Below are 14,357 nucleotides of genomic sequence, written 5' to 3'. Positions count from 1 at the left end.
GGCAGGCGACTCCGCGAGCATGGATCGCGTGAACGACACGAAGACCGCGCTGGTCACCGGCGCGAACAAGGGAATCGGCTTCGCCATCGCACAAGGACTCGGGGCGATCGGCTTCACGGTCGCGGTGGGCGCGCGCGACGAGGTCAGGCGCCAGGAGGCTGTGGAGAAGCTGCGGGCCGCAGGCGTCGACGCATTCGGGGTCGCCCTCGACGTCACCTCCGACGAGAGCGTCGCCTCGGCGGCGGCGACCGTCGAGCGGACGGCGGGACGGCTCGACGTACTCGTCAACAACGCGGGCATCGGAGGCCGGACCGACGGCGACGCGCAGGACCCGACGACGCTCGACCTCGACGTCGTCCGCACCGTTCTCGACACGAACGTGCTCGGGGTGATCCGGGTGACGAACGCGCTGCTCCCGCTGCTCCGCCGCGCAGGCTCGCCGCGCATCGTCAACGTGTCGAGCAACATGGGCTCGCTGACGCTGCAGACCGGCCCGATCCTGGCCGCGTACGCACCGTCGAAGTCGATGCTCAACAGCATCACAGCGCAGTACGCCCGCCGACTCGCCGACACGAACGTCATCGTGAACGCCTGCTGCCCCGGCTACGTCGCGACCGACTTCACCGGTTTCAACTCGCCGAGGACGCCGGAGCAGGGTGCCGCGATCGCGATCCGACTCGCCACCCTGCCCGATGACGGGCCGCGCGGCGGCTTCTTCGACGATGAGGGCGTCATCCCCTGGTGAGGCGGTGGGATGCTCGTCGACCTGGTCGGTCGGACCGGGACGACGAGACTCGGCGCTCGGCCTAGTGGTGATGCATCGACGTGCTCGAGCGCGGCGCCGCCGTTGCGCTGACGACAGCATGCGGGCCTGATCGACGGCGCCGGGCGTCGGAGGTCGGTGCGGGATGTCGGCGTCGGCCAGGCAGCCGCGCGTGGTCGCGCAGCACCGGGGGCAGCCGAAGCCGGGCGCCGTCGCCGGCCCGCTCGGGTCTGCCGAGCGGGCCGACTGCGGGGCGGCCGTCCGACGGCGGGCCGTCTGCCGGAATCACGCGGTGCACGCGGACGCGGTACTGCGGCGCGGTGTTCGGCTGGACGCGGTCGGGCACCCGCTGCGACCTGCCGACGGCGGCGGCGCGCGCTCGAGCGCGCTGGTGACCAGCTCCGTCCCCGTCGAGGCAGGGTCGCGGACGACGACCGGGATGCGGCGCGCGACCCGGCACCGGTGTTCCGCCAAGCCGGACCCGGCAGGCCGACCCGACCCGCTATGTCCCACCCTGCGGGAGAAATCGGCCGATACCCCCGAACGGGTGGCAGCCGGGGCGCCCATCCGGGTGTGATCTGCCCGGATACGAACGGCATGCCGGGCTGCCCCGGCCGAAGGGACGACAGATGAGTACGACGGACCGAGACCCGGACGGCGACGCGGGCGGCACGCGAGCCGGGCAGGACGACGCCCGGCCGAGCAGTGCGGCCGCAGGCGGCGCGTGGCGGTGGGGCGTGGGCGCGGCCGTGCTGGTGGTGCTCGCGCTGATCGGGTTCGTCGCCTGGCCGCTGCTCGGCGGTCCTGAGAACGACACCGACAGTGCCTCGGGCGACGGCACCGCAGCGATCGAGACGACCGTCGAGGCCGACACGGCGGCGGACGACGAAGCCGACTCGGCCGAGGTGTCCTGCACCGCCGAACTCGATCCCGCCGACGAGTTCCTCGCCGCGATCTGCGACCCGGAGTACCACGAGGCCCGCCGCGCGGCCCTCGACGCGGCGGCGGGCGACACCGGCTTCAGCATCGGCGTGCGCGGCGACGTGCCGACCGACGGCTACATGGTGTCCTTCGACGACGCGCCCGGCCTCACGCTGGCGGGGACACTGCTCGCCGACACCGACGCGCTGGAGGCGGAGGTCGACGAGTTCCTGCTGACCAACCGCGAGTTCTTCGCCGAGCGAACCGGCTCCTACCTGGGGGGCTGGATCAACCCGGACACCGAGGAGCTGGTGATCGGGGTCTCCGAGCGCTACACCGATCGCGAGGAGTCGCTGCGGGTCGGCGCACAGCGGAATCAGATCGCGGTCTACGACCTGGGCGAGGGCGAGGACATCCTGGTGGCGGAGGCGGTGCCCGCAGGAGGCTGAGCGCGACGGTCGCCTCGGCGGGCCGGGCCACGATCGGAACCGGCCCGCCGTGGCCTGCGGCGGGCGGCAGCGGGCGGCCGGGCCACGGCGGGGCAGCGGCGGCGGCCTGGGGCGCGGCCTGTCGGTCAGGCGGTCGGTCACGGCGGTCCCGCACGACGGGACGACCGGGCGCAGGGTCGTCCCGGCCTGCGGGGAGCTGGTCAGCGGTCGCGGTGACCTCGGATCGTCTGCGCTCGGGAGCGCATCCGACCACGCGAGGAAGCTGGAGAAGTTTCATATACTGGGATCACAGCGGTGAAGATCGGTGTCGAGTTCTCATATCGTGGCTATCCGCATACCATCCACTGGACCGTTCGGGTGAGGCCAGGCCGCGTCGCGCAGCCTTGGTGTCACCCACCGTGTTCGAGCCTCGAAGGACCGTCATGCCGCGCTCCCTCCGATATGCCGCCGTGCTCTCGCTCACCGCCGTGGCCGCCATGAGCTGCAACGCCTCGTCGAACGAGACCGGAGGCGACGGGGCCGACGGACCGTCCTTCGTGCTGGTGACCCCCAACCCGATCGGCGTGAACGACTTCCTCCGGCTCTCCGTGGAGGGCGTCGAGAACGCCGCCGAGGAGCACGGCGGGACCTCCAGCGTCTACGAGAGCAGCGACCCCGCCTCGATCCAGCAGAACATGGCCGCGGCCGTCCGGGAGGCGCCCGACGTGGTCGTGGCGGTGGGCTTCAACTTCGCCGACGTCCTCGCCCAGGAGGCCGAGCGCAACCCCGAACAGCAGTTCCTGTTCATCGACTCCTGCACCGAGGAGAGCTTCCCGAACGTCACCTGCGCGACCTTCCGCGAGCACGAGGCCAGCTACCTCGCGGGCGCCCAGGCGGGCCTGCTCACCGAGACCGACCACGTCGGCGCCGTGGTCGTGCTGGACTCCCCGCAGTTCCACCGCTTCTCCGACCCCTTCGGCGAGGGCGCCGCACAGACCAACCCGGACGTCGAGTTCACCCAGCTCTTCATCGGCGGTCAGAACCCGTTCAACGACCCGGCCCGCGCCAAGGAGTTGGCGGGCACGCTGGCAGGCAGCGGTGTGGACCACGTGATGGGCGCGGCCTCGGCGGCGGGCAACCTCGGCGTCTTCGAGGCGGCGGAGGAGGGCGGGTTCTTCGCCTTCGGCGTCGACTCCAACCAGTGCCCGGCCAGCCCGGGCCAGGTGGTGGACAACGTGGTCAAGCGCACCGACGTGGTCATCGCCGACGGCATCGACGCGATCCTGGGCGGTGCGCCCGGCGATGACCGCTCTTACGGCCTCGCCGAGGACGGCCTGTCGTTGAGCGGGCTGCTCGATGACGCGAGCGAGTCGCAGTGCACCATCGCCGAGCACCCCGAGGTCATCGAGGAGGTCGCCGCCCTGCGCGATCGGATCGTCGCGGGCGACATCACCGTCGTCGACCCGGCGGGCTCGTGACCACCTGATGACGGACAGCACCTCCGACGACCCGCGCGGCAGGCCCGCCGACGCCCCCGACAGCAGTGTCGACGAGCAGTCGCCCGCGGTCGTCCTGCGCGGAATCACCCGACGGTTCCCCGGCGTAGTAGCCAACGACGGCGTGGACCTGCGGGTCGAACGCGGCGAGATCCACGCGCTGATGGGCGAGAACGGGGCGGGCAAGTCGACCCTGATGTCCATCCTCTACGGCGCGCTGCGCCCGGACGCGGGCGAGATCGAGCTGTTCGGCGAGCGAGTCGAGCCCGCCGGGCCCGCTGCGGCGATCGCGGCGGGCATCGGCATGGTGCACCAGCACTTCATGCTCTTCCCCGGCTTGTCGGTCACCGAGAACGTGATCTACGGGCAGGAGCCGGTCCGGCGGGGACTCGTGGATCGCGCCGCCGCCCGCGCCAGGGTCGTCGAGCTGATCGAGCGGTTCCGCCTCGGCGTCGATCCGGACGCCCGGGTGCGTGACCTGCCGCTGGGCGTGCGCCAGCGGGTGGAGATCCTCAAGCTGCTGTACCGGGACACCCGCGTGTTGATCCTCGACGAGCCGACCGCCGTGCTCACCCCGGACGAGGTGGACCGGCTCTTCGACGTGCTGCGCGGCCTGGCTGCGCAAGGACGCAGCGTCATCCTGGTGACGCACAAGCTGGGCGAGGTGCTCGCGGTCAGCAGGCGGGTGACGGTGCTGCGGGACGGCCGGGTCGCCCAGGTGATCCCCACCGCCGAGGCGAGCGCGGCGAGCCTGGCCTCGGCGATGACCGGCCGCGACGTCGAGCTGGACATCGTGCATCCCCCCGGCTCCCCCGGCAGGCCGGTACTTGCGGTGCGGGAGCTGACGGTGGCCAGGCGGGGCGGCCGACCGCTGGTGGACTCGGCCTCCTTCACCGTGCGAGCGGGCGAGATCGTCGGCATCGCCGGGGTGGCGGGCAACGGCCAGAGCGAGCTGATCGAGGCGATCGTCGGACTGCGCACCGCCTCCGGCGGCGAGGTCCGGGTGCTGGACGCCGACGTCACCCGGCTGCGGATCGCGGCCCGACGGCGGGCAGGCCTGGCCTACCTGCCCGAGGACCGGGGCGCGGTGGGCTCCGCGCCCGGCGCGTCCATCGCCGAGAATCTCGCGGCCGGCTTCCAGCGAGGCAGCCTGCGCTCGCGGGGCGGGCTCCTGCGCCCGGCCGCGATGCACGCCCATGCCAGGGCGATCATCGAGCGTTTCGGCGTGCGGGCGGGCGACACGCGCTCGCCGATCCGCTCGCTGTCCGGCGGCAATCAGCAGAAGGCGCTGTTGGGCCGGGAGATCACCCGCAAGGCTCCGCTGCTGGTGGTCGAGCAGCCCACCCGGGGCGTGGACATCGCAGCAGTGCAGGCCGTGCACGCGGAGCTGATCGCCTGCCGGGACGCCGGGCATGCGGTGCTGCTCGTCTCGGCGGAGCTGAGCGAGATCCGCGGGCTGTCCGACCGCGTCCTGGTGTGTTACGAGGGTCGGCTGGTCGCCGAGCTGTGGCGGGACGAGGCGACCGAGGAACGGCTCGGACTGGCGATGGCGGGTGACTCATGACCGACGTACTGCGTGGGCGCCGGGGCGCGGTGCTGATCGCGCTCGGCGCGGCGTTCGTCGTCGCCACGGTGCTGCTCGCCGCCACCGGGGCCGACCCGCTGCGGGCGTATCAGGCGCTGGTGGTGGGCGCGTTCGGCCCCGACGGCTTTCCCGGCACGCTGGCGTATCTGGTGCCGGTGCTGGGCATGGCGATAGCCCTGGCGATCCCGCTGCGGGCCGGGATGGTGAACCTCGGCGGCGAGGGTCAACTCGTCCTCGGCGCGATCACGGCGGTGATCATCGGCCTGCACAGTCCGCTGCCCGCCGGGTTCACGGTGCTGCTCGCGGTGGCAGGCGGCGTGCTGGCGGGGGCGTCGTACGCGGCGCTCGCCGCCCTGTGCGAGACATCGCTGGGCGTCCCGTTGCTGGTCAGCTCGCTGCTGCTGAGCTACCCGGCGATGTCGCTCGCCTCGTACCTGGTGCGGTTCCCGCTCGCCGACCCCGGTTCCAGTCTCCCGCAGAGCAGGCGGCTCCCCGAGGGGGTGGCGCTGCCCGGGATCGGCCTCGGTGAGGTCACCATCGGGCTGTTCGCCGTCCTGGCGGTCGTGGTGGTGTTCCTGGTCGTCGACGCGCGGACCCCGGCGGGCTACGAGGTGCGGATGACCGGAGCCGGTCCCCGGTTCGCCGCCTATGCGGGCATCGACCGGCCCGCGCTGACTCTCCGGCTGCTGGCGGCCTCCGGCGGTATGGCTGGCCTGGTGGGCGCGATCATGGTGCTGGGCTTCCCGTTCCGCTTCATCGACGGTGCGTTGATCTCGCCGCAGTACACCTGGATCGGGCTGATGGCCGCGCTGCTGGCCGGGGCGAGCCCGGTCGGCACCGCACTGGCCGCGTTCTTCTTCGCCGCGTTGACCAACGGCGGCTTCGACATGGAGCGGGTCACGCAGACACCGCGTGAGCTGACGGCGATCCTGCAAGCGGTGATCATCGTGTTCCTCGCGGCGTCCACCGGTCTGCTGCGCCGCCGGGGAGGGTCCCGATGACGATCGATCCGGCACTGTTCGCCGCCGCGCTGCGGGCCCTCACCCCGATCCTGTTCGCCGCCCTGGCCGGGGCGCTGTGTCAACGGGCGGGGGTCTTCAACATCTCGTTGGAGGGCACCATGCTCGTCGGCTGCTTCGCGGGCGTGGCGGGCAGCTGGTTCAGCGGCAGCGCCTGGGTGGGCGTGCTCGCGGCGATGGCGGCCTCGGCGGCGTTCTCGCTGATCCTGGCGGTCGGCCACGTGACGCTGGGCGCCGATCCGATCGTGCTGTCGGTGGCGATGAACATGCTGGCGGTGGGGTTGACGGCCTTCCTGCTGCGCACGGTGTTCGGCACGCAGGGCAGTTTCAGCGACCCCGCGTTGCAGGGCCTGGGGCGGGTCGACATCCCGCTGCTGGCCGACGTCCCCGTGCTCGGCCCGGTGCTGTCGGGCCATTCCCCGCTGCTCTATCTCTCCTGGCTGGCGGTGGCGGGGCTCGCGGTGCTGCTCTACCGGCATCCGTGGGGCCTGCGGCTGCGCGGCGTCGGCGAGAACCCCGAGGCGGCGACGAACCTGGGCGTGAGCGTCACCCGACACCGTTACGGCGCGATCGTCGTGGGCGGCGCGCTGTGCGGGCTCGGCGGCGCCCAGCTCGCGTTGGGCAATGTGACCTTGTTCGCCGAGAACATGACGGCGGGACGTGGCTGGATCGCGGTGGTCGCCGTCATGCTGGGTCTGGCGGCACCGATCGGCGTGTTCCTGGCGGCACTGCTGTTCGGTCTCGCCGAGGCGTTCGGCTTCCGGCTCCAGGCCGTGGGCCTTCCGCAGCAGGCGGCGGACGCCGCGCCGTACGTGGTGACCCTCGTGGCACTGTTCCTCTCCAGCCGTCGCATCCGGCGACGGGACGAGGCGAAAGGGACCCTCACTCGATGACCGACTCCCCCGACTCGCAGGCCGAGGGCACGGCCGACGTGCTGCCCGTGACGAAGATCCCCCGACGCGGCCTGCCCGGCCTGGCCCTGGTCGTCGGCGACCCCGCGCGTGCCGACGCCGTCGCGGCCCGGCTCACCGAGGGGAGGCTGATCGGCGAGAATCGCGAGTACCGGACGTATGCGGGCACCTGGCGGGGTGTCGAGCTGGTGGTGTCCTCGCACGGCGTCGGCGGACCCGGCGCCGTGTGCCTGTTCGCGGAACTCGCCGAGGCGGGCGTGCACACGTTCCTGCGCTTCGGCACGGCCGGATCGCTGCGTCGCGACATCGGCGACGGTGACCTGGTGATCGCCGAGGCCGCGGTGCGCGACGACGGCGTCTCCCAGCAGCTCGTCCATCCGGAGTACCCGGCCTTCGCGACGCCGGAGGCGACGCTGGCGCTGACGGCGGCGGCACGCACGCACGGCGTCACGCATCGGCGCGGCGTCGTGTGGACCAGGGCGGCGTTCAGCCCGGCGGTGCTGACCCTGCCGGTGCGGGAGTACACGGCGGCCGGGGTGGCGGCCATCGAGATGGAGTTGTCGGCGCTGTACGTGTTCGCGAGCCTGCGCGGGCTGCGCGCGGGTGGCGCACTGGTCGTGGACGGCTATGCAGGGGACGACGACGTGGACGCCACCACCTACGCGCCGCACCGACAGGTCGTCGTGGACGCGGTACGGCGCAGCGCCGACGTCGTGTTGGACGCGCTGATCGCCTTGGCCGAGAGCGGAGAACGAGTATGAGCACGCCGATCGAACAGCCGAGCGTGCTGCACATCGCCGAGGAGGTGGCCGCGCGGCTGCGCGCCGACGCCGTCGAGCGGGAACGCCGGGGCGCCGAGCCGGTCGCAGAGGTGGCACTGCTGCGCGAGTCCGGCCTGCTGCGGCTGCTGGTGCCCGTCGAGCACGGCGGGCTGGGCGGCGACTGGCCCACCGCGCACCGGGTGATCGCCACGGTGGGGGCGGCGGACGCCTCGATCGGTCATCTGCTGGGCTATCACTACTTCCAGCTCTGGCGGACCCGCCTGTTCGACGTGCCGGAGCAGCAGGCCCGGCTGGAGCGCGCCACGGTCGAGGGCGGCTGGTTCTGGGCCGGGGTCAGCAACCCTCGGGACGCGGCGCTGGTCGCCCGGGCGGTGCCGGGCGGGCTGGCCGTCAGCGGACGGAAGTTCTTCGCCACCGGGGCCAGCGTCGCCGACCGGCTGATCGCCAGCGGCACCGAGGCCGACACCGGCCGCAAGATCGCCTTCACCCTGGACGCCTCGGCGGCGGGAATCCGCTATCTGGGCGACTGGGACAACCTCGGACAACGGCTGTCGGCCAGCGGCGGCGTCGAGTTCACTGATGCGTTCGTGCCCGAGGGCGACGTGCTGGGGGCGCAGCCCGCCCCGGACGAGCCGCGCGCGTGGCGGGACTCGCTGAGCCCGCTGGGCTTCCAGCTGCTGCTGAGCAGACTGCACGTCGCCATCGCCGAGGGCGCGCTCGGCGAGGCGGGCCGTTACACGGCCGAGCAGTCCCGCGCCTGGCCGCTGTCGGGAGTGGAGGCGGCGACCGACGACCCGTATGTGCTCGCCGAGTACGGCAGGCTCGACGCCCGGCTGACGGCGGCGACGCTGCTGGTGGACGCGGCCTCGCGCGCGTTCGAGGCAGCCGAGGCGCTGGGCACCGGGCTGACGGCCGAGCGGCGCGGCAAGCTGGGGGTGCTGATCTCCAGGGCGAAGGTCGTGAGCACCGAGGTGGTCAACGAGGTGGGCACCAGGATCTTCGAGCTGACCGGAGCACGGGCCACCGGCGCCCGCCACGGGCTGGACCGCTACTGGCGCAACGCCCGCACGCTGACGCTCCACGACCCGGTGAGCTACAAGGCCCGCGAGATCGGCCGTCATCTGCTCACCGGCGAGCTGCCGCCGGTGACGGGCTACAGCTGAGATTCGGGTTCGGACTCGCCGGGTTCGGGTGTGCGCGGGGTTCGGGTTCGGTCGGGGCCTCCGGTGCGGAGTCCAGTCGCCGAGTCCGGGCCGGTGGCCTGCCCGTCTCGGCGGCGCCGGCGGCCGGGTCACGGAGCCCGGGTCCGGCGGCAGGGCGAGCCGCCGGACCGCAGGCGACGCATGACAAGACAGAGACGACGAGCGGGAACAGGGGTGTGAGGACATGACGGCGGCGGAGCAGCCCACCGCGACCACGCGGGCGGCGAGCGGCGGGCCCGATCCGCAGGCCCCGATCGCCCCGGCCGAGGCGCCGGGCCCGGTCCTGGCGCACAGCGTGCGGCTGGCGGACGACGGGGTGCACATCCTGGACCGGCGGGTCTTCCCGTTCGAGCGGCAGTGGGTGCACTGCCGCACTGCCGAGGACGTCGCGACTGCCATCAAGGACATGGTCACCCAGTCCTCCGGGCCGTACTTCGCCGCACTGTGGGCGATGGTGCTGGCCGCCAGGCAGGCCCGCGATCTGGACGCGCCCGCCGCCCACTCCCGACTGGTCGCCGCAGGCCGGGCGCTGATCGCCAGCCGTCCCACCAACGACGCGCTGCGCAAGGCGGTCGCCTCGGTGTTCGCCGAGCTGTCGGAGCCGGGAACACCCGACTCGGACCCCGCAGGTGTCGACGCGGCGCGGCCGCCTGCGGGCTTCCCCACCGGGGACGCCCTCGTCGAGGCCGCCCTGCGCGGCGCGCGAGCCGGTGACGAGGACTATCGATCCCGCAGCCGAGCGCTGGGCGAGCACACCGCGGCCCTGCTGCCCGACGGCGCGACGGTGCTGACCCACTGCTGGGCCGACCTCTACCTGGTGGAGACGGTCGCCGCCGCCGCGCGGCGCGGTCGGACACTGCGCTTCTTCTGCACCGAGACGCGGCCGTATCTCCAGGGCGCCCGGCTCACCGCCGAGACGCTGGCCGAGATGGGCGTGGACGTCACCCTCGTCACGGACGGGATGGGCGCCTCGATCCTGGCGGAGGGGCTGGTGTCCGCGCTGGTGACGGCGGCGGACCGGGTCACGATGGACGGACACGTGGTCAACAAGGTCGGGACCCTCGGTCTCGCCGTGGCCGCGCACGCCTTCGACGTGCCCTTCTACGCGCAGGTGCAGACGCCCGACGCGGGCGCCCGCACCGCCGCCGACGTCCCGATCGAGTACCGCGACGGCGACGAGGTGCTGCACACGCTGGGACGCCGCACCGCGAGTCTGCGGGTGCGGGGGCACTACCCGGCGTTCGACGTCACCCCGCCGAGGTTCGTCACCAGGGTCGTCACCGATCGGGGCGCCCTGGACCCCGGCCTGCTGGCCGACTATCACCGCAACAGAGAGGACACGACGTCATGACCGGCAGTCTGACGGCCCGCTGGGTCGTGGTCGACATCGAGGGGACCCTGACCCCGACGAGCCAGGTGCACGTGGTGCTCTACGACTACGCGCGGCCGAGGCTCGGGCCCTGGATCGACGCCCACCCCGAGGACGAGCAGGTACGCGCGGCCGTCGAGGCGACCAGGGCAGAGGCGGGACTGCCCGCCGACGCGGGCACCGCCGAGATCGTCGCGGTGCTGCACTCCTGGATGGACGCCGACCGCAAGGCCGCCCCGCTCAAGAGCCTCCAGGGCCTGATCTGGCAGGAGGGCTACGCGCGACGCGAGCTGATCTCGCAGTACTTCCCGGACGCGTTCCCGGCGCTGCGGCGCTGGCGGGACGGCGGGCTGGACTTGGCGGTGTTCTCCTCCGGCTCGGTCGCAGGCCAGATCGCCTCCTTCTCCCACAGCAACGAAGGCGACGTCACCGGCCTGTTCCGCCACCACTTCGACACGGTCAACGCCGGGCCCAAGCGGGAGGCGCCGTCCTACCGGGCCATCGCGGCCGGCCTCGGCGATCCGCCTGCGGGCGAGATCGTGTTCCTCTCCGACGTGCCCGCCGAACTCGACGCCGCCGCCGAGGCGGGCTGGCAGACCGTCGGGCTGGCGAGGTCGGGCGAGCCCTTCGCCGAGGCCGATTTCGGGCCGCACCGGGCGATCGCGTCCTTCGACGAGGTGGAGATCGTGGCGGCCGCAAAGGACGATTCGCGATGACCGACTCCCCTACGACGTTCACGCCCAGTGCGACGCAGCTCGACCAGGCGGGCCGGGCGCTGGCGCAGGAGGCCGCCCGCTACACGCGGATGGGCTGGATGCGCGGCACCTCTGGGAACCTGTCGGTGACGTTGAACCACGATCCGCTGCGGCTGGCCGTGACCGCCAGCGGGCTGGACAAGGACGAGCTGACCTCGCGGGACTTCGTCGTCGTCGACGGGTCGGGCGAGGCGGTGCCCGGCGGCCCCGAGCCTGCCCGCAGGCCGTCGGCGGAGGCCGGGCTGCATGCCAGGATCGCCGCCGTCGCCGGGGCGGGCGCCGTCGTGCACGTCCATGTGCTCGCCCCGGTGGTCGCGGCCGAGCGGTGGCCCGCAGGTGTGGAGCTGCGCGACCTGGAGATGCTCAAGGGCTTCGGCCGTGCCGCGCACGACGACGTGGTGACGGTGCCGGTGGTGGCCAACAGCCAGGACATGACCGTCCTCGGCGACGCCTTCGAGGCGGGGTTCGATCCGGCGACCCCGGCATTGATCGTGGCTCGGCACGGCCTGTATGTGTGGGGAGAGGACCTGCATTCGGCGCGGAATCGCGCGGAGTGCCTGGAGTGGCTGCTCCGGTTCACCCTGGAGACCAGGGCCGACGCCGGGGAGCACACGGCGAGAGGCAGGTGGACGTGATGACGTTGTTGACGGTCTGGCCCGAGGACGATCCGACCTCGGTGCTGCGACGCACGGAGGACCCCCAGGAGATCAGCGCGGTCCTCGCCGAGCTGAAGGTCCGCTTCGAGCAGTGGCCCGTGGTGACGGACCTGCCCGCCGAGCCCACCTCCGAGGAGGTGCTCACCGCCTATCGGGAGCGCGTCGACAAGGTGATCGACGAACAGGGTTATGTGCTGGTCGACGCGCTGCACATGACGCCGAGCGATGACGCGGAGTGGCAGGAGAAGGCGGCATCCGCCCGGAAGCGCTTCCTGTCCGAGCACACCCATGACGACGACGAGGACCGCTTCTTCGCCAGGGGTTCCGGGGTGTTCTACCTGCACGTCGACGGCAAGGTGCACGCGGTGCTGTGCGAGGCGGGCGATCTGCTGAGCGTGCCCGCGAACACCACGCACTGGTTCGACATGGGCTCCCGGCCGGACTACGTGTCGGTGCGGTTCTTCCACGACGAGGAGGGCTGGGTGGGCGACTTCATCGAGGACTCCATCGCACACCGCTTCCCCAGCTTCGACGAGCTGGCCGCCGGGCGGGGCTGACCCCGGGGCACGACGGTTCAGCTGTTCTCTCTCCGGCCGCGCGGGAGCGTTCCCGCGCGGCCTCTAGTGCCTCGTGGCCGGGGCGTCGGTGAACAGGTCAACGCGACGCCGGACTGGGCTGTCTCATCAACAACGCGCGCGAGCTCCTGCGCGCCGACGTGATCGGCATCGGGCTCGTCGTCTACGCCGCGCTGGGTCTGGCCACCGCCGCACCGGGCAGGCTGCGGTGTCTGGTGGCCTTCCGGCCGGGGGTGATCTCGCCGACCCTGGCCGCACAGACGGGGGCGATTCACCAGCGGTCCTGTCGGCGGCAGGCCGCGCCGCCGCACCGCGCTAGTCGGCGGAGCCCGGTGCGGCGGAGCGGGCCGGGTCCGCCTGCCCGCGCGGCGCGGGGGGCGACGCCTGCCGACCGCCGAGTTCGGCGAGTCGGACGAGGAGTGCCTCCGGGCCGGGCATCGCCTCGATCTCGGCACGGACCAGCGCGCAGCTGCGCCGGATGTCGGCGGAGCCCAGGACGTGGTCGAGACTGCTGGTCAGCGTGGCGACGTCGAGGTCCCGCTCGGCGAGCACGACGCCCGATCCGCTGCGCCGCACCGCGTCGGCGTTCAAGGGCTGATCGGCCATTCTCGGCAGCACGAGCTGCGGGGTGCCGTGGGCGAACGCGGTGAAGGTAGTGCCCGATCCACCGTGGTGGACCACCACCGAGCAGTGCGGCAGCACCGAACTGAGCGGGACCCAGCCGGACACGATGACGTTCGACGGCAGTCGCCTGCGGATCGTCTCGTCCGGCGTGTCGACGGCGAGGACGACCTCGGCGTCGCGGGCCGCCGCCACCGTGATCGCCGACTGGACCACCTCGTCCACGCCCGCGCCCGGCAGCACCGAGCCCATCGTCAGGCAGATCCGAGGACGTCGGGGCACCGCGCAGACCACGTCGCTGAGCAACGCGCCGCCGTTGTAGGGCACGTAGCGCAGCGGCAGTCCGCGAGCCGACCTCGGCGGGCGCAGGATCTCGGGGCACAGGTCGACCACGGCGGCGGGCGGTTCGAGACGGTCCGCGACGCCGTGGCGGGTCGCGACGTCGTCGAGCACGCCCAGCAGTCCGGTGGCGGGCGGATGGGGCAGGCCCATGCCGTGCAGAACCGAGGGGATGCCGACCGCGGTCGCGGCGATCTCGCCTGCCGCGAGGAACGAGGTGAACACGAGGAGGTCGGCTCGCCAGTCACGGGCGATGCGCACGGTCCCGTCGATCATCCGGCCGCTCACGGCGAACAACGAGGCCAGGAAGTCGGCGTCCTCGGCGGGTCGGTGGTCTCGGACCGCCGACCAGGAACTTCCGAACGCGGCGGTCATCCCCTGCCACTGTGCGGCGGGATCGCCCTCGGTGGCGTGTTCGCCTGCCGTGCGGCGGGCGAGGGCGCGGGGCGCCAGTTGATGGTAGCCGGCGGTGGCGCTGCCGTCTGGCGAGACGTCGACGGCGGGTAAGCCGGAGCGGACCGCCATGTCCAGGCTCGGCCCGGTGGTCGCCACCAGGATCTCGTGGCCTGCGGCACGCGCCGCCCACATCGTCGGCACGGCGGGCAGCAGGTGCCCGACGCCGGGCGCGGCCACCAGGAGTATCCGCATCGATCCCCTTCCTCTCACCCGACGAATCAGGTTCGTCGGACTAGCGACGTCGTCGGTGAATCGGACAGTTGATCACCGCTGCGCGCGAGCGTCTCGCGTCGCCGGGCGACAGGACAAGCCGCGATCGACTGACACGACTCGTCCTCGAGTCGCTCTCGAGCGGGCTTCGAGGCTCGTCGCCGCGCCCGCCGGGGATCGCCGTCGGTCGGCGCGGCGGGCAGCCTGCAACCGGTGCGGGGCGGCGACCTCGGCACGCCGTTCGACGGCCGCCAATGCGCAGGGCGGGC

General features: G+C 72.8%; 14 protein-coding genes. 13 read left to right on the top strand and 1 reads right to left on the bottom strand.

Annotation, left to right across the window (positions count from 1 at the left end):
• Positions 1 to 19 precede the first annotated feature (19 nt).
• From UA74_RS13760 to UA74_RS13700, 13 genes are all read left to right on the top strand, one after another.
• Positions 20 to 745 carry an SDR family oxidoreductase gene (locus tag UA74_RS13760; RefSeq protein ID WP_075740584.1) on the top strand — a complete coding sequence of 242 codons (726 nt, stop codon included), beginning with the start codon at positions 20 to 22 and terminating at the stop codon, positions 743 to 745.
• A 163-nt stretch (positions 746 to 908) separates the two neighbouring features.
• Entirely contained in the window at positions 909 to 1,340 is a 432-nt protein-coding gene (locus UA74_RS13755; RefSeq protein WP_075740583.1) for a hypothetical protein, read from the top strand.
• 52 nt (positions 1,341 to 1,392) lie between these two features.
• Positions 1,393 to 2,133, top strand: a complete 741-nt coding sequence (locus UA74_RS13750; protein ID WP_075740582.1) for a hypothetical protein — start codon at positions 1,393 to 1,395, stop codon at positions 2,131 to 2,133.
• A 422-nt stretch (positions 2,134 to 2,555) separates the two neighbouring features.
• Positions 2,556 to 3,590, top strand: a complete 1,035-nt coding sequence (locus UA74_RS13745; protein WP_075740581.1) for a BMP family ABC transporter substrate-binding protein — start codon at positions 2,556 to 2,558, stop codon at positions 3,588 to 3,590.
• A gap of 7 nt (positions 3,591 to 3,597) precedes the next feature.
• Positions 3,598 to 5,172 (top strand): ABC transporter ATP-binding protein, encoded by a 1,575-nt coding sequence (locus UA74_RS13740; RefSeq protein WP_083683190.1) that lies wholly within the window; start codon positions 3,598 to 3,600, stop codon positions 5,170 to 5,172.
• Complete coding sequence (locus tag UA74_RS13735) at positions 5,169 to 6,194, top strand: ABC transporter permease (RefSeq protein WP_075740580.1); 1,026 nt, start codon at positions 5,169 to 5,171, stop codon at positions 6,192 to 6,194. The genes UA74_RS13740 and UA74_RS13735 overlap by 4 nt, the downstream gene beginning before the upstream one ends.
• Complete coding sequence (locus UA74_RS13730; protein WP_075740579.1) at positions 6,191 to 7,105, top strand: ABC transporter permease; 915 nt, start codon at positions 6,191 to 6,193, stop codon at positions 7,103 to 7,105. Before UA74_RS13735 ends, UA74_RS13730 begins: the two co-directional genes overlap by 4 nt.
• Positions 7,102 to 7,884 carry a nucleoside phosphorylase gene (locus UA74_RS13725; protein WP_075740578.1) on the top strand — a complete coding sequence of 261 codons (783 nt, stop codon included), beginning with the start codon at positions 7,102 to 7,104 and terminating at the stop codon, positions 7,882 to 7,884. The genes UA74_RS13730 and UA74_RS13725 overlap by 4 nt, the downstream gene beginning before the upstream one ends.
• Complete coding sequence (locus tag UA74_RS13720) at positions 7,881 to 9,068, top strand: acyl-CoA dehydrogenase family protein (protein WP_075740577.1); 1,188 nt, start codon at positions 7,881 to 7,883, stop codon at positions 9,066 to 9,068. Before UA74_RS13725 ends, UA74_RS13720 begins: the two co-directional genes overlap by 4 nt.
• A gap of 223 nt (positions 9,069 to 9,291) precedes the next feature.
• Entirely contained in the window at positions 9,292 to 10,458 is a 1,167-nt protein-coding gene (locus UA74_RS13715) for a s-methyl-5-thioribose-1-phosphate isomerase (protein WP_083683189.1), read from the top strand.
• Positions 10,455 to 11,192: an acireductone synthase gene (gene mtnC / locus UA74_RS13710; protein ID WP_075740576.1), complete on the top strand. Its 738-nt coding sequence runs from the start codon at positions 10,455 to 10,457 to the stop codon at positions 11,190 to 11,192. The genes UA74_RS13715 and mtnC overlap by 4 nt, the downstream gene beginning before the upstream one ends.
• Complete coding sequence (gene mtnB / locus UA74_RS13705) at positions 11,189 to 11,866, top strand: methylthioribulose 1-phosphate dehydratase (RefSeq protein ID WP_075740575.1); 678 nt, start codon at positions 11,189 to 11,191, stop codon at positions 11,864 to 11,866. The genes mtnC and mtnB overlap by 4 nt, the downstream gene beginning before the upstream one ends.
• Positions 11,866 to 12,444 (top strand): 1,2-dihydroxy-3-keto-5-methylthiopentene dioxygenase, encoded by a 579-nt coding sequence (locus UA74_RS13700; protein ID WP_075743791.1) that lies wholly within the window; start codon positions 11,866 to 11,868, stop codon positions 12,442 to 12,444. Before mtnB ends, UA74_RS13700 begins: the two co-directional genes overlap by 1 nt.
• Before the next feature lie 333 nt (positions 12,445 to 12,777).
• Here the strand turns inward: UA74_RS13700 and UA74_RS13695 are convergent, their stop codons facing one another.
• Positions 12,778 to 14,070, bottom strand: a complete 1,293-nt coding sequence (locus tag UA74_RS13695) for a glycosyltransferase (RefSeq protein WP_075740574.1) — start codon at positions 14,068 to 14,070, stop codon at positions 12,778 to 12,780.
• Positions 14,071 to 14,357 lie beyond the last annotated feature (287 nt).

The sequence above is a fragment of the Actinoalloteichus fjordicus genome, assembly GCF_001941625.1.
In the GTDB taxonomy this organism is placed as follows: Bacteria; Actinomycetota; Actinomycetes; order Mycobacteriales; family Pseudonocardiaceae; genus Actinoalloteichus_A; species Actinoalloteichus_A fjordicus.
Note: the sequence above shows the minus strand (reverse complement) of the source record. Positions and strands in the feature narration are given on the sequence as shown.

Excerpts from the sequence above, each read along its gene's own strand:
- UA74_RS13760 (WP_075740584.1), top strand. The coding sequence starts at position 20 with ATGGATCGCGTGAACGACACGAAGACCGCGCTGGTCACCGGCGCGAAC.
- UA74_RS13755 (WP_075740583.1), top strand. The coding sequence starts at position 909 with ATGTCGGCGTCGGCCAGGCAGCCGCGCGTGGTCGCGCAGCACCGGGGG.
- UA74_RS13750 (WP_075740582.1), top strand. The coding sequence starts at position 1,393 with ATGAGTACGACGGACCGAGACCCGGACGGCGACGCGGGCGGCACGCGA.
- UA74_RS13745 (WP_075740581.1), top strand. The coding sequence starts at position 2,556 with ATGCCGCGCTCCCTCCGATATGCCGCCGTGCTCTCGCTCACCGCCGTG.
- UA74_RS13740 (WP_083683190.1), top strand. The coding sequence starts at position 3,598 with ATGACGGACAGCACCTCCGACGACCCGCGCGGCAGGCCCGCCGACGCC.
- UA74_RS13735 (WP_075740580.1), top strand. The coding sequence starts at position 5,169 with ATGACCGACGTACTGCGTGGGCGCCGGGGCGCGGTGCTGATCGCGCTC.
- UA74_RS13730 (WP_075740579.1), top strand. The coding sequence starts at position 6,191 with ATGACGATCGATCCGGCACTGTTCGCCGCCGCGCTGCGGGCCCTCACC.
- UA74_RS13725 (WP_075740578.1), top strand. The coding sequence starts at position 7,102 with ATGACCGACTCCCCCGACTCGCAGGCCGAGGGCACGGCCGACGTGCTG.
- UA74_RS13720 (WP_075740577.1), top strand. The coding sequence starts at position 7,881 with ATGAGCACGCCGATCGAACAGCCGAGCGTGCTGCACATCGCCGAGGAG.
- UA74_RS13715 (WP_083683189.1), top strand. The coding sequence starts at position 9,292 with ATGACGGCGGCGGAGCAGCCCACCGCGACCACGCGGGCGGCGAGCGGC.
- mtnC (WP_075740576.1), top strand. The coding sequence starts at position 10,455 with ATGACCGGCAGTCTGACGGCCCGCTGGGTCGTGGTCGACATCGAGGGG.
- mtnB (WP_075740575.1), top strand. The coding sequence starts at position 11,189 with ATGACCGACTCCCCTACGACGTTCACGCCCAGTGCGACGCAGCTCGAC.
- UA74_RS13700 (WP_075743791.1), top strand. The coding sequence starts at position 11,866 with ATGACGTTGTTGACGGTCTGGCCCGAGGACGATCCGACCTCGGTGCTG.
- UA74_RS13695 (WP_075740574.1), bottom strand. The coding sequence starts at position 14,070 with ATGCGGATACTCCTGGTGGCCGCGCCCGGCGTCGGGCACCTGCTGCCC.